This window comes from Candidatus Nanopelagicales bacterium, assembly GCA_030700225.1.
GTDB lineage: Bacteria > Actinomycetota > Actinomycetes > S36-B12.
This window is the reverse complement of sequence record JAUYJT010000070.1, coordinates 19,177-37,277: the sequence shown is the minus strand read 5'-3', so window position 1 is coordinate 37,277 and position 18,101 is coordinate 19,177. Positions and strand designations below refer to the sequence as shown.

16 protein-coding genes are annotated in these 18,101 nt (G+C 63.6%); 4 read left to right on the top strand and 12 right to left on the bottom strand.

The window, feature by feature from the left end:
• Nucleotides 1-19: 19 nt before the first annotated feature.
• Both grpE and dnaK read right to left on the bottom strand, forming a co-directional pair.
• Nucleotides 20-595 carry a nucleotide exchange factor GrpE gene (gene grpE / locus Q8P38_11480; GenBank protein ID MDP4015223.1) on the bottom strand — a complete coding sequence of 192 codons (576 nt, stop codon included), beginning with the start codon at nt 593-595 and terminating at the stop codon, nt 20-22.
• Nucleotides 592-2,427: a molecular chaperone DnaK gene (gene dnaK, locus Q8P38_11475; GenBank protein MDP4015222.1), complete on the bottom strand. Its 1,836-nt coding sequence runs from the start codon at nt 2,425-2,427 to the stop codon at nt 592-594. The genes grpE and dnaK overlap by 4 nt, the downstream gene beginning before the upstream one ends.
• A gap of 327 nt (nt 2,428-2,754) precedes the next feature.
• Between dnaK and Q8P38_11470 the strand changes: the two genes are divergently transcribed.
• Nucleotides 2,755-4,977 carry a heterodisulfide reductase-related iron-sulfur binding cluster gene (locus Q8P38_11470; protein MDP4015221.1) on the top strand — a complete coding sequence of 741 codons (2,223 nt, stop codon included), beginning with the start codon at nt 2,755-2,757 and terminating at the stop codon, nt 4,975-4,977.
• Between the two features lie 190 nt (nt 4,978-5,167).
• Here the strand turns inward: Q8P38_11470 and Q8P38_11465 are convergent, their stop codons facing one another.
• The 6 genes from Q8P38_11465 to Q8P38_11440 all read right to left on the bottom strand — a co-directional run bounded on the left by Q8P38_11465 (nt 5,168) and on the right by Q8P38_11440 (nt 10,586).
• The gene (locus Q8P38_11465; protein MDP4015220.1) at nt 5,168-5,695 is read right to left on the bottom strand and encodes an RES domain-containing protein; all 528 of its coding nucleotides are present in this window, start codon (nt 5,693-5,695) and stop codon (nt 5,168-5,170) included.
• A 5-nt stretch (nt 5,696-5,700) separates the two neighbouring features.
• Nucleotides 5,701-6,081 (bottom strand): hypothetical protein, encoded by a 381-nt coding sequence (locus Q8P38_11460; GenBank protein MDP4015219.1) that lies wholly within the window; start codon nt 6,079-6,081, stop codon nt 5,701-5,703.
• Between the two features lie 262 nt (nt 6,082-6,343).
• Nucleotides 6,344-7,252, bottom strand: a complete 909-nt coding sequence (locus tag Q8P38_11455) for a hypothetical protein (protein MDP4015218.1) — start codon at nt 7,250-7,252, stop codon at nt 6,344-6,346.
• 179 nt (nt 7,253-7,431) lie between these two features.
• A complete protein-coding gene (locus tag Q8P38_11450; GenBank protein ID MDP4015217.1) occupies nt 7,432-8,034 on the bottom strand; it encodes a hypothetical protein in 603 nt (200 codons plus the stop codon).
• Between the two features lie 410 nt (nt 8,035-8,444).
• Nucleotides 8,445-9,020: a dCTP deaminase gene (gene dcd, locus Q8P38_11445; GenBank protein MDP4015216.1), complete on the bottom strand. Its 576-nt coding sequence runs from the start codon at nt 9,018-9,020 to the stop codon at nt 8,445-8,447.
• 51 nt (nt 9,021-9,071) lie between these two features.
• Complete coding sequence (locus Q8P38_11440) at nt 9,072-10,586, bottom strand: S8 family peptidase (GenBank protein MDP4015215.1); 1,515 nt, start codon at nt 10,584-10,586, stop codon at nt 9,072-9,074.
• 145 nt (nt 10,587-10,731) lie between these two features.
• Here Q8P38_11440 and Q8P38_11435 point away from each other — a divergent pair, with 145 nt between their 5' ends.
• Nucleotides 10,732-11,955 carry an LCP family protein gene (locus Q8P38_11435; GenBank protein ID MDP4015214.1) on the top strand — a complete coding sequence of 408 codons (1,224 nt, stop codon included), beginning with the start codon at nt 10,732-10,734 and terminating at the stop codon, nt 11,953-11,955.
• A 9-nt stretch (nt 11,956-11,964) separates the two neighbouring features.
• On the opposite strand, the gene Q8P38_11430 is transcribed toward Q8P38_11435, so the two are convergent.
• Nucleotides 11,965-13,050, bottom strand: coding sequence for a histidinol-phosphate transaminase (locus Q8P38_11430; protein MDP4015213.1), 1,086 nt, complete (start codon nt 13,048-13,050; stop codon nt 11,965-11,967).
• Between the two features lie 66 nt (nt 13,051-13,116).
• On the opposite strand from Q8P38_11430, the gene Q8P38_11425 reads away from it, so the two are divergent.
• Both Q8P38_11425 and Q8P38_11420 read left to right on the top strand, forming a co-directional pair.
• Entirely contained in the window at nt 13,117-14,724 is a 1,608-nt protein-coding gene (locus Q8P38_11425; protein ID MDP4015212.1) for a SpoIIE family protein phosphatase, read from the top strand.
• Between the two features lie 204 nt (nt 14,725-14,928).
• Nucleotides 14,929-15,366, top strand: a complete 438-nt coding sequence (locus Q8P38_11420) for a hypothetical protein (protein ID MDP4015211.1) — start codon at nt 14,929-14,931, stop codon at nt 15,364-15,366.
• Between the two features lie 31 nt (nt 15,367-15,397).
• Here Q8P38_11420 and Q8P38_11415 read toward each other — a convergent pair whose 3' ends face one another.
• The 3 genes from Q8P38_11415 to Q8P38_11405 all read right to left on the bottom strand — a co-directional run bounded on the left by Q8P38_11415 (nt 15,398) and on the right by Q8P38_11405 (nt 18,097).
• Nucleotides 15,398-15,520, bottom strand: coding sequence for a hypothetical protein (locus tag Q8P38_11415; protein MDP4015210.1), 123 nt, complete (start codon nt 15,518-15,520; stop codon nt 15,398-15,400).
• A gap of 169 nt (nt 15,521-15,689) precedes the next feature.
• Nucleotides 15,690-16,856: a hypothetical protein gene (locus Q8P38_11410; GenBank protein ID MDP4015209.1), complete on the bottom strand. Its 1,167-nt coding sequence runs from the start codon at nt 16,854-16,856 to the stop codon at nt 15,690-15,692.
• Between the two features lie 65 nt (nt 16,857-16,921).
• Complete coding sequence (locus tag Q8P38_11405; protein ID MDP4015208.1) at nt 16,922-18,097, bottom strand: MFS transporter; 1,176 nt, start codon at nt 18,095-18,097, stop codon at nt 16,922-16,924.
• Nucleotides 18,098-18,101: the final 4 nt, after the last annotated feature.

The following is an 18,101-nucleotide window of genomic DNA, read 5'->3' as shown; positions in this document are numbered from 1 at the left end:
GCGAAGCCTGGGGAAGTGGTCACTCCTTATCAGCGACCCCGACGCGCGCCGGCCGCAGCACGCGCTCGCCCATCTTGTAGCCTCGCTGGTAGACCTTGACAACTGTCGGACTCTCGACATCCTCCCGCGTTTCCGACGTCATCGCTTCGTGAACGGTCGGGTCAAACGACTCTCCCTCGTCACCGAAGCCACTTACACCGTTGCGCTCCACTAGCCCACCGATGGCATCGGCCACGGCCTTGAACCCGCCATCCAGCTCCCCATGGTCGCGGGCCCGGTCCACATCGTCCAAGACGGGTAGAAGATCGACCATCACAGAAGCGATCGCCACCTCCGCCTGGAGGGCCCGGTCGCGGTCAACGCGCTTGCGGTAGTTGGCGTAGTCCGCTGACAGGCGCTGGAGGTGATCGGTCAGCTCGGCGATCTTGGCCGCTGACTCGTCACCCTCCGGCTCGCCGGGCACCTGCGACTCAGCCGCCTCAGCGGCCAGGTCAGCTGCCTGACGCGCAGACTCGCGCACCTCATACGTCAACGGGTCTATCCGGCGACTGTCCCTGATGCGGACACCCTCACCTTCCTCGTCCGGTTGTGTCACTGGCCCTCGTCCTCATCCACAATCTCGGCCTCGACCACGTCCTCGTCGGAGGCGCCTTCAGTAGCGCCACCGCCAGCCGCTTGCTGATCCGCCTGCGCCTGCGCGTACATCGACGCACCCAGCGACTGGCTCGCGGTCGCGAGCTTCTCTACGGCCGCCTTTATCGCATCGACATCGCTGCCCTGCAGAGCCTTCCTGAGCTCATCGAGTGGTCCGTCCACATTGGACTTCGCGTCCTCACCGATCTTGTCCTGGTTCTCCGCGAGGAACTTCTCGGTCTGATGGACAAGCGCTTCACCATTGTTTCGTGTCTCCGCTTCGTCGCGGCGCTTCCGGTCCTCCTCGGCGTGCTCCTCGGCGTCCCGGGTCATCTGCTCGATGTCATCCCTGCTCAGGGCTGACCCTCCAGAGATCGTCATGGACTGCACCTTCTGGGTGGCAAGGTCCTTGGCCGACACATGCACGATGCCGTTCGCGTCGATGTCGAATGTGACCTCAACCTGAGGAACGCCCTGGGGCGCCGGCGGCAACCCTGTCAGCTCGAACGTACCGAGCCTCTTGTTGAAGGCCGCCATCTCCCGCTCGCCCTGGAAGACCTGGATCAGCACGGACGGCTGGTTGTCCTCAGCTGTGGTGAAGATCTCGGATCTCTTCGTCGGGATCGTGGTGTTGCGCTCGATGAGCTTGGTCATGATTCCGCCCTTGGTCTCGATCCCGAGTGAGAGCGGCGTGACGTCCAGGAGCAGAACATCCTTGACCTCGCCCTTGAGTACTCCGGCCTGCAAGGCCGCGCCAACAGCCACGACTTCGTCGGGGTTGACGCCCTTGTTCGGCTCCTTTCCGGCCAGCTTCTTGACCACTTCAACAACGGCGGGCATACGGGTCGAACCGCCGACCAGGACCACGTGGTCGATGTCGCCTACCTTGACGCCAACGTCCTTCAGTACTTGCTGGAAAGGCGCCTTGGTCCGGTCCAGCAAGTCCGACGTCATCTTCTCGAACTGCGCGCGGCTCAAGGTCTCGTCCAGGAACAGCGGGTTCTTGTCGGAGTCGACCGTGATGTAAGGCAGGTTGATCGAGGTCTGCGCCGAGGACGACAGCTCGATCTTCGCCTTCTCCGCGGCCTCACGAAGCCGCTGCATCGCCATCTTGTCCTTCGTCAGGTCGATCCCATGAGCGTTCTTGAACTCAGAGGCCAACCAGTCGACGACCTTTTGGTCCCAGTCGTCGCCACCCAAGTGGTTGTCGCCGCTTGTGGCCTTGACCTCGACAACACCCTCGCCGATCTCCAGCAATGACACGTCGAATGTGCCACCCCCAAGGTCGAACACCAGGATCGTCTGTTCCTTGTCGCCCTTGTTGAGCCCGTAGGCAAGCGCGGCGGCGGTCGGTTCATTGATGATGCGAAGCACCGTCAAGCCAGCGATCTCACCAGCTTCCTTCGTGGCCTGACGCTGCGCGTCGTTGAAGTAGGCCGGCACCGTGATCACCGCGTCGCTCACGGTCTCGCCCAGGTACGCCTCGGCGTCACGCTTGAGCTTCTGCAGGACGCGGGCGCTGATTTCCTGGGCGTTGTAACTCTTGCCGTCGATGTTCTCCGACCAGTTCGTTCCCATGTGGCGTTTGACCGACCGGATCGTCCGATCCGCGTTCTGAACGGCCTGCCGCTTGGCGACCTCACCGACCAGAACCTCACCATTCTTGGCGAAGGCGACAACAGATGGAGTCGTGCGGGACCCCTCCGAGTTCGCGATCACTGTCGGCTCGCCACCTTCCAAAGTGGCCACGACAGAGTTGGTAGTGCCCAGGTCGATCCCGACTGGTCGGCTCATGCGTTGTCTCCTTCTTGTCTGCGGATACCCCAATCCGATGACCTCGGATTGGTAAGTCTCTGCCCATGATGCAACATGCTCACGTCTGTTGTCCATCCCCAGTTATGAGATTCTCAGCGCATGGTGCTCATCCTTGTTGAGTCGGTAGCACTCACCGAAGCTCCGGAGCCGAAGCCGCCGGTCGCAATGACTGTGGGCATGATCACAGGATCACGGTTCAGGATGGTGGGCAGGGAAGTTACTGCTTAGTAGTATCGGGACCCGGGGGAGGGCCATCGACCTTACAGATGGCCTCCGAGCAGCAGCACCTCGACCTTGGGGGCATGAATGGAACCGTCCATGGCACTGCGGGCCATCGTCGGAATAGTCATCATCGCGATCACGGGAGCTTTCGCCGTGCGGCGGGTGCTCTTCCTGTACAGCCTGATCCGTTCCGGCCAGGCAGCAGTAGGGCGAACCGATCATCTGCCGGTGCGCGCGGAAGTCGAAGTCACCGAAGTATTGGGCCAGAGGAAGCTGCTGAAGTGGACCGTGCCGGGCGTGGCGCACGTGCTCGTGTTCGCGGGATTTCTTGTTCTGGTCCTGACCGTCATCGAGGCATTCGGTGAGCTCGTCGTCAACAACTTTTCCTTCTGGATCATCGGCACGTGGCCTGTCGTGCGCTTTCTGGAGGACCTGTTCGCGCTGCTGGTAGTTGTTGGGTTAGTAGTTTTCGCGATCTTGCGGCTACGCCAGAACCCTTCCCAGCAAGGACGCTGGTCCCGTTTCTTCGGATCGCACACCACTGGGGCGTGGATCGTTCTGATCATGATCTTCAACGTGGTCTGGACGCTCCTCCTCGTTCACGGCTCGGCGATCAACACTTTCGGGGGAAACGCGCAGGAGGCCGGGATGCAAGGCGCCTTCGCCTCGGAGTGGACCGCCGAGCTACTAGCGCCACTCGGCCTGACCGCGAACGAATGGCTGGAGACCATCGGACTCTGGCTGCACGTCAGCGTCATCATGGGGTTCTTGCTGATAGTCCTGCACAGCAAGCACCTGCACATCTTCACGGCCCCGATCAACGTGGGGACCTCGCGCCGTCCCAACGCCCTCGGGCCGCTGCTTCCCATGTACTCAGGCAGTGAGCGCATCGATCTCGAAGACCCCGCCGACGACGCGACTTTCGGGCGGGGTCGCATCGAGGACTTCACGTGGAAAGGGCTGCTGGACGTAGCAACCTGCACCGAATGCGGCCGCTGCCAATCCCAATGCCCGGCCTGGAACACCGAGAAGCCCTTGTCGCCAAAGCTCATGATCATGAATCTGAGAGATCACGCTTTCCATAAGGCCCCCTACGTCATGGCGGCGCAGAAGGCCAACGACGGCAAGAACCCGGAGATGGGCGAGGTCGACGAGGCCCTGCTGGCCATGATGCCGGCCGGGGTGCGGGCCCAGGTCGAAAGGGAACTCGTTGGCGACCGCTCGTTCGACCCGAACCGCGCCACGGACGGATACGACCCATCGGGGCACAGGCCAGCTGAGGGCCCTGTCATCGACGCCGATGCGCTTTGGGCATGCACGACGTGCGGCGCCTGCGTGAACCAGTGCCCGGTGGACATCGAGCACGTTGACCACTTTGTCGACATGCGCCGCCATCAGGTCATGATCCAGACGCAATTCCCGGCCGAGCTCAACGGGCTGTTCAAGAACCTGGAGAACAAGGGCAACCCCTGGGGCATGAACACCAACGTCCGCAACGCCTGGATCGAGGAAGTCGACTTCCCAGTTCGCGTGTTCGGGATGGAAGGGGAGGACAAGATCCCCGACGACGTCGAGTACTTGTTCTGGGTCGGCTGCGCCGGCGCCTACGAAGACCGGGCCAAGGCCACCACGATCGCTGTCGCCGAACTGCTGCACATGGCTGAAGTGTCATTCATGGTGCTCGGCGAGGGCGAGACCTGCACCGGCGACCCCGCCCGCCGCGCCGGCAACGAGCCGCTCTTCTACATGCAGGCCGTGCAGAACGTCGAGATGCTGAACGAGGCTGGAGCGAAGAAGATCGTGGTGACGTGCCCTCACTGCCTGAACACGCTCGCTCGCGAGTACCCGCAGTTCGACGGCAACTACGAAGTCGTCCACCACTCGCAACTTCTCGCGACCCTGGTCGAGGAAGGGCGGCTGACGCCTGTCAAACCGCTGGACGGCACGATCACGTACCACGATCCGTGCTACCTGGGTCGCCACAACGACATCTACACGCCGCCCCGGGATCTGGTCGCGGCAGTACCTGGCGCGCAGCTAGTGGAGATGGAGCGCACCGGGCAGAAGTCGTTCTGCTGCGGGGCCGGCGGCGCTCGCATGTGGATGGAGGAGACCCTCGGCACGCGGATCAACGAGAACCGTGCCGACGAGGCTGTGGCGACAGGTGCGTCTAAGGTCGCCGTGGCCTGCCCATTCTGCTCAGTGATGCTCGACGACGGAGTGACGGAGAGCAAGGCCAAGGGACAAGCGGCTGGTGTCCAGGTTCTCGACGTGGCCAATCTGCTGCTGGACTCAATCAAGCAGTAGCCGCGCTGGCCCCGGAGCCGTGCCTTGGGTCCGGACCCGGCGGCTTCAAGCCTCACGCCGCAGGGTCCGGACTCAAGGCACGGGACCGGTCCGACTCGGCTTCAAGCCTCACGCCGCCAGCTCCGACCCCATCACCTGGCACCGCGCAGCAATCGACCCGAAACGGTTGCTACCCTGCCGCAGATCGCGCTCATAGCGACACAAACGGGCAGATTCGATCCCGGAGCGCGGAAGGGCCCCACCGAGCGAGCAGACGCGTTACGGCCCGAGCCGATGAATAGATCGTTCCGCGGTCGAGCTGGTCGATTCCGAGCAGCCCCAGTTCGGCGCGCAGTTCCTTGTCGAGGAACGTAAGAGTGTCTGAGTTGTCGATGTCGATGAAGGGAAGACAGCCGTTCCCCGGCATGATGCGAGCGATGCACCTATCCTCCCGCCACGCCGCCGGGAGCGCCCCCGCATTCATGTAGCCCTCGTCATGGTGGACGGCCGCGCGAACACCCTTCGTGGGACGGAACCGAGCAAGGGTCTCGACAAAGCACGCCTCGACTGTGCCAGCCGCATATAACACCCCGCCGCCGGGAACGTCGAAGCGGTTTCCAGCGTTGCTCCGCTCATCCTGGGGCTCAATCTGGCTGTAGTGAACTGGTTCCCGGCGTCGGGCGACGCGCCAGATGCAGTCTGACCATTCGACCGTGTCCGCCCCCCGTCGGCTCGACACCCGGCTCAGCCCCCAGCCAGGAAGGCCCGAGCAGCGGCCAGAGCTTCGCGCAGTTCACCCTCGGCTATTGCTTCAGCGGGCGAGCGGTCTTCCATCTGGGGGTTCATTCCCATGAACCATGCGCGGATAGTCGGACTGGCCTCCATCGGCTTGAGAAGATCGAAGATCTGGTACGCCGTCCTGATTCTCTGCTCGTTCTCGAACTGCGGATCAACCTTCCCGGCGATCCACTTGTCCACAGTCCCTCCCCGGACGCCCATGGTCACGGCCATCAGTTTCGGCCCCAGCAGGTCCTTCAACGCCTTCGCCTGATCGGACAGCCGCACCTCGGCGGCGATCCCGCTGGTCCGGCTGACGCGGGCGGTGCCGCGGTTAGCTCCTGACATGGCTACCGCTCCCTTCGCCTAGCGATCACAGATGAACACAATGACCGCAGAAAGTAGCTTCTAATGTGTCTCTAACATCCTACCTTTGTCGAGCGCACTGCGCGTGTCGAGCGCACTGCGTGCTGCTCAAGACTCTCGCGACCTCTCGAACCATCTCATCCCAGCGTCCGAGCACGGGCCCGCGCCAAAGCGCCCCAGGCGGGGGATGTGCGGGTTCTCGACGAGGCCACTTCCACTTCCCTGGCCTTCTGGCTGTTGGCCGTCAGGCGGCTACTGGCTGCCCACTCAACACGCGGTACGTGTAGGCGTGAGCAATAAGCGCAACGGGCACGACGATGAAGTACGCGACAATGAACAGCAGCGCGAACAGGATGCCGAGAATCACACCGACAACGGTTGCCGCACCAGTTGCGGCGCTTGCGATAGCCATCACAATTAGGGACACGATGATGATCAATGTGTACAGCGCGAAGATGCCCATCGCGTAGACCCCAACGAATACTAGGTTCAGCAGCAAGACGTTGACCCAATTCCGTTTCACGAACGACCAGCTCGACCCGATCGCCCCTATCGGCGCTTGCCCCCGGTCCAAGATGAAGTACAAGAAGAACTGTAGGAAGAATGCCGCCAGTATCCCGGGGAGAATGCACAACACGACGCCCACGAGTGTGAGGACGGCGACCAGAACAGAGGCCAGGACGGCCGCTCCAAGGAACCGCCCCCGGAAGAACACCCCTAGCGAGATTCTGTCGGCCTTTGTGCACTCCAGCGCCCCACGAGCGAACTGCGCCTGGAAGATGCACATCAACAGGAGGAATACGACCAGCAAGGCGATCACTACTAGCGCGAAGGCCGCGCCCGAACTGCCCGTGGAGTACGTGTACGCTCCGGTCGCGCGGTCGAAGGAGTTTCTCGGAACGGGGGAAAGCCCCACCGCTAGGATCATTTGGGCAGCGTAGACGGCGGCCAATATCACACCGAAGATCAGCGTCGCCAGGACCCAAGACCCCCAGCTCGGCTTGAACTTCTTCCATGCGTACCTGAAGGCTTCGTCGAGGCTGAAGCGAAGGGGCGCAGTCGGGAACCCTGGCGCACCTCCCGAATCGGGCGGCGGCGGGACTCCGGGGCCAGCGGGAGACCCGAACGAGTCGTTGGGATTCTCGCCTGACATGCCGCTCCCTCTACTTGAGCCGCTGCGGCCGGACGGCCCAGCGATCAGATCCCGAAGCTAGCACTCAGCGGTTCCCCTGGCCTGGCAGCGCCGCCCGGATCCGGGCGAAGACGTGGAAGGGCCCCGCCGAGTGATCGACGGGGCCGCTTCTACTTTCTTGGCCCTCAGGCTCTTGGCCTTCAGGCGGCTACTGGCTGCCCACTCAGCACGCGGTACGTGTAGGCCTGCGCTAGCACCACAACCGGGATGGCGATCAGCAGCCCGACACCGCATAGCAGCGCGCCAATGACGACCGCGACGATGCTCGCGATCGACAGCAGGAACACATTCGCCAGATTACCGCTGACGAACGACAAGCTCGACTTGATCGCCGTGAGGGGCGACTGCCCCTGATCCAAGATGAAGTACTGGAAGAACTGCGCGAAGAACCCGAAAACCAGACCCGGGACGATGCACAGGATGAAGCCCACAAGCGTCAGGGCAGAGACAATCAAGGCACCCAGCACAACGGCGCCAAGGAGCGCGGTCTTGAAGAAGATGTCCAGCGAGATCCTGCCGGCCTTGGTGTTCTCCAGTCCGGCGCGGACGAACTGCGCCTGGAAGATCCAGGACAGGACTACCGCAACGATTTCGTAGAGCACCATGGACACGATGAAGCCACCCGGGATGCCGCCAGTGGAGTAGACATACGCACCGGTGGTGGGGTCATACGTGTAACTCGTGGATGCCGTGAACATGCCACCGAGCACCATGTTGTAGAGGAAGTTGAGGACTAGCATCACCGCGCCGAAAATCAGCGTGGCCAGAACCCATGAGGTCCAGCTCTCCTGGAACTTCTTCCAGCCGTAGTTGAAAGCGTCAGCGACGCTGAAGCGCGGGGCCGCAGGCTGGAATCCACCAGCGCCCTGGTGGGGAGGCGGTGTGCCGGGTGGCGGTGGAGGGGGCGGTGGAGGGGGAGATCCCGCGCCGCCGGGGGGCGGTGGGGGCGGTGGCGGCGGAGGGGGCGGTGGCGGTCCCCCAGCGGGAGGTCCGTACGGATCGTTCGGGGTCTCGCTTGACATGACGCTCCCTAAACTCGAATCACCGAAGCGGCGCGGGTCCACCGCTCTCGGCCAAAACCTAGCACTTCACAGCAACCGTCGCACGGCGACGCGACCTGATTCATCGCCTGCCCCCCGAGGCGGGGGAACGCTCAGACCGGCGTGCGGTGGAATCCCATGTGCGAACGGCTCGGCGTCGGACCCCGCTGCCCCTGGTAGCGCGAGCCGTAGACGCTCGACCCGTACGGGTGCTCGGCGGGCGACGAAAGCCGGATAAGGCAAAGCTGCCCGATCTTCATACCCGGCCATAGCTTTATAGGCAGTGTCGCGACATTGGACAGTTCCAGCGTCACGTGACCGCTGAACCCCGGGTCGATGAAACCAGCCGTCGAATGCGTCAGCAGTCCCAGCCGACCGAGACTGGACTTGCCCTCCAGGCGACCGGCCACGTCATCGGGCAGAGTAACGATCTCCAGCGTCGAAGCCAGCGCGAACTCCCCAGGATGCAGGATGAACGCCTCGTCCCCCGGCGGCTCCACCAGCCGAGTCAGCTCCGACTGTTCCACGGCCGGATCTATGTGCGGGTACCTGTGATTTTCGAAGACGCGGAAATAACGGTCGAGCCGCACATCAACGCTCGAAGGCTGGATCATGCCCTCATCGCACGGGTCCACGATGACGCGGCCCGCCGCCATCTCAGCGCGTATGTCCCGGTCCGAAAGCAGCATTGGCCCTCCCCACGCCGACCCGGCAGAATCCCAGGCCGTCCGCGAGCCACGTTACTTGACCCAGATGACCTTCCTGGCTTTGAGCCGACGATAGTCGTCGGTCTTGGGAACAACGACCCGCAAAACACATCGACCCTGCCGCTTGCCGAGCACCAGCCAACGCTTCCCTGGGTGGAACACCTCGCACACTCGTGGGGACTTCGTAGTCCACTTGGCGACCGGAACTCCCTGGTTTGAGAGTCGGCGCAACTTGCGCGTCTTCGTGCGCTTGATGGACTTCCGGGCCTTGATCGACTGCTTGGCCTTCCAGACCTTCTTGACGGGCTCGGGCTCCTCGACTTCCTCCGGAGGCGCTCCACCAACGGCGTCCAGGGCCACACGCGGGCGTACGCCCCCATGGCCGTAGTAGATGTCCCACCCGGTGCTGCCAAGGTCGAGGGCGGTCGAGGTGAGCAGGTAACCGACGTCGCTCGTCGGCGCCAGCTCCAGAATTAGGGCCGCCGACGCAGCGACATGAGGAGAAGCCATCGACGTACCCGACCATGACGCGTAGGTGCTGCCTGGCAGCGTCGACAACACGCTCACTCCGGGGGCCGCCAGATCCAGCGTCGAACCGTAGTTGGACCAACTAGCCCGCTCTCCGGAGGAGTTGATCGCAGCAACACTGAGCACGCCTGGGTACGCGGCCGGATAGAACGGGGACGACGAACCATCGTTGCCCGCGGCCGCGACCAGAGTCGCGCCCTCATCAACCGCGTATTCCACAGCCGCTTCCATCACTGAGCTGCTCCCACCGCCAAGACTCATGTTCAGGACCGCCGCTCCGTGGTCGACAGCCCAAACGATGCCCTCGGCCACGTCACTGGTGTATCCGCTGCCATCGGCACCCAGGACCTTCACCGGCATCACGCTAGCGTCAGGAGCCAGCCCAGCTATGCCGATCCCGTTCCCGGCGCGAGCCGCGATTGTTCCGGCCACGTGAGTTCCGTGCCCGTGCTGATCAGTCGCTGGCGAGGTACTGTCGCCCTGATCCGTCCTGGCGTTGTATCCGGACACGAGCGCGCCGGAAAGATCCGGATGACTCCCGTCAACCCCCGTGTCGATCACGGCGACAACAACGCCGTTACCCGTGGCGGCACTCCAGGCATCCTCCGCTCCCAGCATGTCCAGCGCCCACTGCTCCGAGCGTTTGGTGTCATCGGACGACGCCGAGACGCGCACCTTGGTATCCACGGCGACAGCGACAACATCATCCTTGGCCTGAGCCCTCTCAACCAGGTCCTTCGCAGCGCGTCTGCCTTTCGCGTCCCGCTCGACGAACTTGGGGCGGCCGTTGACTTCCCTGACTGACACGACGCGCACTTCTTCTCCGCGCCTGACGCCTTCAATTACCTCGCCGGGCTTGGCGGTCGCCGATTCATCTGGCTGCGTCCATCGCGCGAGCGGATCTGTGGCCCCCATGTGCTGTTCGGCGACATCCAAGGCGCTCGCCGGAGCGGCAGTGAGGAGCCCAGCGAACAGCAACCCGGACAACACCGAGCAACCGCCAGACAACCAGGCACTCATACCTGCATCATCGTCCGCTACCGCGGGCAACCGCAGTCCAACTTGCCCGCTCACCCGCATGGACCTATTTGACCGCGTGATGCACGTCATAACACCAAGCACTCGCCTGGCGAGTAGCCGGACGAGGGGAGGGCAAACTCAAGACATGTCGGACCACCGCCGTCCGCTGAACAGCGGAGCGAACCACGCGACCAGGACAGACCATGTCCCCGTCACGGCTAACCCCGTTCCTGTCGAGTTCGAACGATTCCTGCGTTCGGGACCTGTCCCGCCGACACCTGGTGCCGGCGAAACACCCCGGCACGATCTGATAACCGACACGGGCCTGTCCGATTTCACGGGGCTGTTCCGCGACGAGCCGCCGATACGCGAAGCTAGGTCGGTGCCCCCCGCTCAACCAGCTTCACCCCACCCGTCGCCAGGGACGACCAAGACCAAGTTGCCCCCCAAGCCGCACCGATGGCGACGGATCTTGGCGTGGATTCTGATCGGCCTACTCATGTACGCGACAGCCCTGGTCGCTGTCTTCGCACTATCAGTGAACAAAGTCGCGGCGATGCCAGCCAACCAGATCGCGGACACGCCCGGAGACGTGTACCTGCTAGTCGGCTCCGACGGGCGCGAGAAGCTCACCAAGAAGCAGCGCAAGGAGCTGCACACCGGCTACGTCGAGGGCCAGCGCACGGACTCGATCATGCTGCTGCAAGTCCCACTGTTCGGGCAACCAACGCTCATCTCGATTCCGCGTGACTCCTGGGTACCGATCCCAGGCCGCAGCGCCAACAAGATCAACGCGGCCTTCGCCCTCGGCGGGCCGCCACTGCTAATCCAGGCCGTGGAGCAGAGCACGGGAGTGCACGTTGATCACTACGTCGAGATCGGGATGGGCGGCATCGCCGAGATTACGGACGCCCTGGGCGGCGTCACACTTTGCCCCACCAAGAAGTACAACGACGACAAGAGTGCCCTCCACGTGAACGCTGGTTGCCAGGTCATGGACGGCAAGACCTCGCTCGCGTATGTGCGGATGCGCTACTCCGACCCGAAGGGCGACGAGGGACGCCAAGAGCGCCAGCAGGAGTACATTCGGGCGGTCGTCGCCAAGACCGCCAATCCGCTCACGTGGCTGAACCCCATCAAGATGTTCAACGTCGACCACACAGCTGGCTCAGCGCTGACCGTGGATGACGGCAGCGGCCTCATCGCCGAGTCCCGGCTCGCTATCGCGATGACGATGCTGTCGGCGGGCTGGGGAGAGTCCACTTCTGTGCCGATCGAGACCGACAGCTACTGGGTCGGCGGCCAGCAAGCGGTCAAGTGGAACACGCCAGAGGCTCTAGCCCTGTTCAAGTCGATCGGGGCGCGCTAGGCCCGGTACCTACTCGGCGCGTGGCGGCGAGAAATGTTCAAGTACCGCTTGCACCCGGTCTCCAGCTTCGGGTTCGGCGACGCTGACGCGCACGCCCTCACCAGGGAAACTCCGCACGGAAACCCCCGCCCGCAGGCAGTCGCGAGCGAACTCCTCAGACCGGTCGCCCAGAGCCAGCCAGTAGAAGTTGCCGTGCGACTCCGGTATTTCCCAGCCCAATGCCCGGGCCCGGGCGACAACCCGCGCGCGCTCGGCCGAGACCGCCAAGACCCTCAGTCGCAACTCATCCTGGGCGGCAAGCGACGCCAGAGCCGCTGCCTGCGCCACCGACGAGACACCAAATGGCATGGCGGTCTTTCGAAGAACCTCCGCCACCCCAGGCACAGCGATCCCGTAGCCGACCCGCAATCCGGCGAGTCCGTAGGCCTTCGAGAACGTACGCAGAACCACGACATTGGCCCTGCCGCTAGCCGCCGAGAGGCAGTCAGCTAGGCCGCGTGCAGCCGGATTGTGCTCAACGTACTCACGGTAGGCGCCATCGATGACGACTAGTACGCGGTGAGACACGCGGTCAAGGAAGTCATCCAGTTCCTCGCGCGTCAGCGCCGTCCCAGTCGGATTGTTCGGCGTGCAGACGAAGATCACCCGGGTGCGCTCGCTGACCGCAGCTGCCATCGCAGAAAGGTCGTGCGAGCCGTCGTCGGTGAGCGGTACTTCCACCGACCGGGCACTAGCCAGTCGGGAGATGATCGGGTACGCCTCGAACGATCGCCAAGGATGGATGACCTCATCACCAGGCGCGCAGGCCGCGGTAACGATCTGCTGGCACACACCCACAGAACCTGTACCGAGCACGATCGACTCCACGTCGATGGACAAGAACTCGGCGATCGCCTTGGCCAGGGCCGCCCCAGACGGATCTGGGTACCGATTCAGGCGATGCAACACAGGTTCGATCGCCTCCATCACACCGGGCAACGCGCCTAGATGCGACTCGTTGGAGGCTAGCGAATGGCTACCTTCCACGCTCGGACGCTCGCCCGCCCGGTAGACGGGCAGTTCGGCGAGGTCGCCGCGAAGGATGGGGTGTTTCACTCAACCACTGTACGAAGTGCCGGGCACGACGCCAAAAGCCAGCGCGCCAGCGGCTAGCGTGCATTCATGGCCAGATTCCGGGAACGCCTGTCGCTGAAGGCGCTGCTCTTCTGGCTCGGGGGCATAGGAGCTCTGGCGCTCGTGGCCGTCGCCACGGTGATGGGCGTGCGCACCTACGGCGTGATCGAGACGACCGACCAGGTCGTCGCTGTGTACGAGCCGGCAGCGGAGGAAGTGGCACTACTGACACTGGCCAACTCCGCCATGGAGCGCGGGCTCATCAGGTACGTCGTTGGTGGGCAGGAAGCCGATCTCGAAACGTTCGTCGCCGCCAAGACGCGTTCGGGTCTGTCCCTGGACGCGTTGAACAGGCTGCTCGGCTCATACCCAGAGGTTAGCCCACTCATCGAAGATGCCGCAGCGAGCCGCTCACGGTACCTGCGCACGGTGGCGCGCCCGGCGATCGATCTTAGGCAGGCCGGCGATGAATCCGCGGCGGAGCGGCTAGCGACCAGTAAGACGAGCGAGACAAGCTTCAAGCAACTCGTCACGGACACGACGGCACTGCGCGACGAGATCTCGAGCACCCAGCGGTCCGGCTTCCGGGATCTGTCGGAATTGACGGGTCGCCTCTCCAGGGCGCTGGCGGGCTCGGCGGCCCTCTTGATGCTGGCACTTCTCGGGGCGGGAGTCCTACTGTTCCGCTGGGTACTGGCTCCCTTGAACGACCTGAGCATCGAGATCCGAGATGTCGCCAGCAGCGGCCATCACCACCGGCCGATAGCCCCGAGCGGCCCGACTGAACTCGCGGCTGTCGGCCGCGACGCCGAGTCCATGCGTCGGCAACTAGTGTCTGAGATCGACGAAGCCAGATCCGCCCGCGAGGCTCTGGAACAGCGAGCCCCCATCGTGGCGGCGATTCGCGATGAACTGTCCTCAACGACGGATCGGAGTGTCCCGGGGATCACTGTTCACGGAGAAGTCCATGCTGCCGAAGGTGTCCTTGCCGGTGACTGGTGGGACAGCATCGCTCTCCCAGACGGCGGAATGGCGCTGATCGTGACGGACGTTTCCGGCCACGGACCCAGAGCAGGTGTAGTTGCCATGCGCCTGAAGCACATGCTGGCCATGATCATGGCGGCTGGCTGGGGGCCAGATGAGGCCCTAACGATGGCTGCCAGGAACTTCTCCGAAGACCCGAGTCAGTTCGCCACACTCGCCATCGTCTGCGTCGACCCAAGCAAGGGGCTGGTCCGCTGGGGCAATGCGGGACATCCTCCCCCCCTGCTCCACCACGCCGATGGAAGAACGACTGAGTTGGGTCGTACCGGACCCTTGCTGTCCTGGCTAGGAGGGCCTTGGGAGGCTTCCGAGACCAGCATCCGGCCAGGTGATCTTCTGCTTGTCTACAGCGATGGCTTGGTGGAATCCCACGACTCGGCAGGCGGTCAGCTGGAGACAGCGGGCCTGCTGGCGCTGGTCGAACGAATGCATGGCGGCGCGACATCGCCAGCCGAAATCGCCTCGCGGATCCTGGCCGGGGCCAGGAGCAGATCAGTGGACTGGCAGCGCGACGACGTCACCTTGGCTGTCCTGTCCGTGGACGCGCGGGGTGAGATGTCGCCCCCTTCGGTCCCAATCCCGCGCAGGACTCCGCGAGCGAACCAGACTTGATTTTCACCGGTCGTCACCGCCCACGGCCTCAAAGCAGGTCTGCGGATGTCATGATTAACCCGGAACGGGCGGACGGCGCGAGACCGCGAGATGGAACTGCGACTGAATTGGGACCCTCTCTACCTCGCGAAGTGCTCCGATCTAGCGCACCTTGGGACCATGGCGTCGGCTCGGGAAGCTGACCCAACCAGGAGGAGGTGAGTGGTGACAACGATGACAAGCTTCATTCCATCGCCCCGCAGTCCAATATCCGAGGTTTCCAGGAGGATAGGAGGACTGCTCGAAGACCAACGCGGCCCGGAATCATGGTGGGCTCAGCTCGCCAGTGACCTAGACGAACTCGCTCGTCGCCTGATGGCTGATGTGGATGAAGCCTGGCGGGCGATGTCTGATCAGATCATGCGGGATGCACCGCATATGACAGCCCGACTGCGGCGCCTCGACAAAGAGGGTCAGGCTCTCCTGACCGACCTACTACGGGTCCGTGTTCTCACCGGCGAAGCGGCCGGAGACCCCGACAGGTCCGTGCAGGTCAAGAAGGCCATCCGTGCGCTGCTGGCCAGGATCCGGCATCACGAGGAACGAGAAATCCTCACGGTCTACGACGCGTACCAGACGGACATCGGGGGAGAGTCCGCCTGACAAGAAGCCCGGAAGGAATGGGTCGTGGCGCTCAGGCGTGTGAGGCTTGGGCCGAGCTGCGGCTCAAGTACATCTCATGGCACGCATCGCACTGGATGATCTCGTAGGACGTCATAGGTCCGCGCGTCGTGGAGTAGTCCACGCATTTGTCCATGACTCGCGCGGTTTCTCCACAGTTGGGGCAGCAAGGAGATGATGAACTCACATCATCAATGGTGGCAGCTCGACGAGACATACGCAAGCATCAGCGCGACATGAATGCGACATTTCTGTGATGTTGCCAAATCGTTGCGAAAAGCGACGCTAACGAGGTGCCACTGGGCCTAATACCGCTGTGCTGGCCTTGACTGCAATTCGTCCAGGACGGCGGCGTCTTGGGCATCCAGCCATTGCGCCAGCTCCGCGAAACTAACGAACTTCACATCCGGGTACTTGCCAGCGGCATCAGCGATGAAGCGCTGCAGTGAGTTGATGTACGCCCCGCACAGCCAGTCATTCAAGTGAGAGCCGGTGATCAGCGGAGCCCGGTTTCCCTCGTAGACAGCCGTCAGTGAATCCATGAGCGTGCGATAGGTCTGCTCTTCGACACTGGCGCACTTGGCCGGATCCGCGTTGGTCTGAGCGTTGTTCTGGTTGTACAAGAAGTTGTAGTCCATCGACAGAACCCACTTGCCTGTCCCGGCCAACTTCACGGCGGGCAACGGGAACTGCCACAGCTTGCCGTCGTGGACCTTCCGCGGCCACTGCAGAGCTCCAGGATCAGAGGCTTCATACGCGAAGTCGGCCTCCTCGAACGCCTTCCACATCTGGCCGCGCTGGCCCAGCAGACATGGGGTCCGGTCACCCTTGATCACGCTGGAATCGAACGGCAGGGGGTCAACGCCCTGGACCTGGGGGTTATTGGCCGCCCATTCGTCCAGGAACCTCGCCGACTGCTCGATCTCACTGCGCCAATCATCGGTCGACCACGTGCCGACTCCCTTGTCTTCTCCACAGAAGTGACCGAGGAAATGAGTGCCAATCTCGTGGCCCGATCGGTACATGTCCGTGAATGTCCGGACTCGCTCAGCGACCATGTCGGCGTCAGCGAAGGAGATGTCGGATTGGCCAGCGGCGTGGGTAGGCGGACGGTAGAGCATGCGACTTCCCTCAGGGAGTAGGCACAGGCCTGTGATGAAGAAGGTGAAGTGAGCCCCGACGCTGTTGCCGACGTCCATGAACTTCCGGATGGTGCCGCCCCTTGTCTCGCAACTCCCATCGACCGACACCACGACTAGCTGGGGAGGCTGCTCTCCGGGCGCCAGCTTCTCCACGTCGATTCCTGGCTGTGATTCGGGGGGACTGGTCACACCTGAACGACTGCCTAGAACCGCTGCCCCATCGGCACGGGTGACGGTGGTCGGTTCGGTGTCGGAGCTCACGGGCGCACGGAAGGCGATGACGAACAACACGGCCGCCGCGACAGCGACAAGCACGATCTTGTGCCTCACGATGCCCTCGATCCTGATGACCCTCCCCCGGCATCATCTCCCGCGGAGTTGGAAGGCATCGGCATTCAGGCGCGGCGCGTCCGAACCCAGACTGAGACGATCCCGGAAAGGATCACGGCAGGGACAAGGCCGAACGCCGGCACGATACCGATGGCTGAGCTGAGCGCCCCGAGCGCGAATGGGGCGGCCCCCATGCTCACGCCTATGGCGACGGCGACCAGTGCGACAGCGTGGACCGACCGACCGCCGGAGTTCGAGATCGCCAGGCTTTGGGTCAACGGGAAGAGCAGCGATATCCCAAGGCCAGCGACCAGCAGCCCTGCGACCGATAGCTCCAGAACGGGTGCGGCGACGATGATCGCCAGGCCCACTCCAGCCAGCAAGAAGGCTCCAACAACCAGGCGGTTGGCGCTCACCCGAGCAACCAGCGGCGCACCTAGGGTTCGGCCGAGCGCGACACCCGCGATTGGAACGCTCATGAATACCGTTGCTGTAGCCAGGTCCGCTCCCGTGCGTTGAGCCACAAGCAGAGCCCCCCAGAAGTTGATGCTGAACTCGGTCGCGACCGCTGCCGCGACACCGACCAGACACCAGTAGAACGCGGTCGGCATCCTGACTCTCGCGGATTCGTCGGTAGCCGGGCGGACGACGCGCTCGGGGTGTACCGCGCCAACGTCAGCGGAGCTCGTGCGACGGGCGACCAGGAACATGGAACCGGCAACCAATGCGATCACGATTGCCGCTGGTCTCCATCCCCAACTCAGCCCGGCCATGACTCCCAGCACAGCCGGTGCGAAGAGGCCTATCCACGCTGCTACCGCGTTGGCTTCCGTGATGACTCTCGCACCGCCTGGCCCGTGGCGATCTGACAGTACGGCCGTCGCAGTGTTCGCCAGCACGGCACCGAACAGCGCGCACACGCCTATGAACACAAGTATCCCGGCGAACCCTGGAACCGCGGACAACATCAACGCTGCGATAGCCATCACCGCGACCGACGCCAAAAGGGCGCCGCGCCTTCCGGTCGCTCCTACCATCCGCGGGCCCACCACGCCGGAGAGCACTAGCCCGACCGCGACAGCCGAGCCCGTCAACCCGGCCAGCGTCGTGGACACGCCCATCTCCTGTGAGATGAGTGGTGTGACGGGACCGACGAAGTAGATGAAGAATGCCCACGTCGAGATCAGCCCGTAGCAGGCCATCGTCGTCGTGTCCCGATTAGGGCGGACCGCCTCGGTCACGTGC

What these genes read in the sequence shown, in the direction of transcription:
- Q8P38_11460 (MDP4015219.1), bottom strand. Translation starts at nt 6,081, where the DNA reads ATGTCAGGAGCTAACCGCGGCACCGCCCGCGTCAGCCGGACCAGCGGG.
- Q8P38_11470 (MDP4015221.1), top strand. Translation starts at nt 2,755, where the DNA reads ATGGAACCGTCCATGGCACTGCGGGCCATCGTCGGAATAGTCATCATC.
- Q8P38_11435 (MDP4015214.1), top strand. Translation starts at nt 10,732, where the DNA reads ATGTCGGACCACCGCCGTCCGCTGAACAGCGGAGCGAACCACGCGACC.
- Q8P38_11425 (MDP4015212.1), top strand. Translation starts at nt 13,117, where the DNA reads ATGGCCAGATTCCGGGAACGCCTGTCGCTGAAGGCGCTGCTCTTCTGG.
- dcd (MDP4015216.1), bottom strand. Translation starts at nt 9,020, where the DNA reads ATGCTGCTTTCGGACCGGGACATACGCGCTGAGATGGCGGCGGGCCGC.
- dnaK (MDP4015222.1), bottom strand. Translation starts at nt 2,427, where the DNA reads ATGAGCCGACCAGTCGGGATCGACCTGGGCACTACCAACTCTGTCGTG.
- Q8P38_11440 (MDP4015215.1), bottom strand. Translation starts at nt 10,586, where the DNA reads ATGAGTGCCTGGTTGTCTGGCGGTTGCTCGGTGTTGTCCGGGTTGCTG.
- Q8P38_11415 (MDP4015210.1), bottom strand. Translation starts at nt 15,520, where the DNA reads ATGGACAAATGCGTGGACTACTCCACGACGCGCGGACCTATGACGTCC.
- Q8P38_11455 (MDP4015218.1), bottom strand. Translation starts at nt 7,252, where the DNA reads ATGTCAGGCGAGAATCCCAACGACTCGTTCGGGTCTCCCGCTGGCCCC.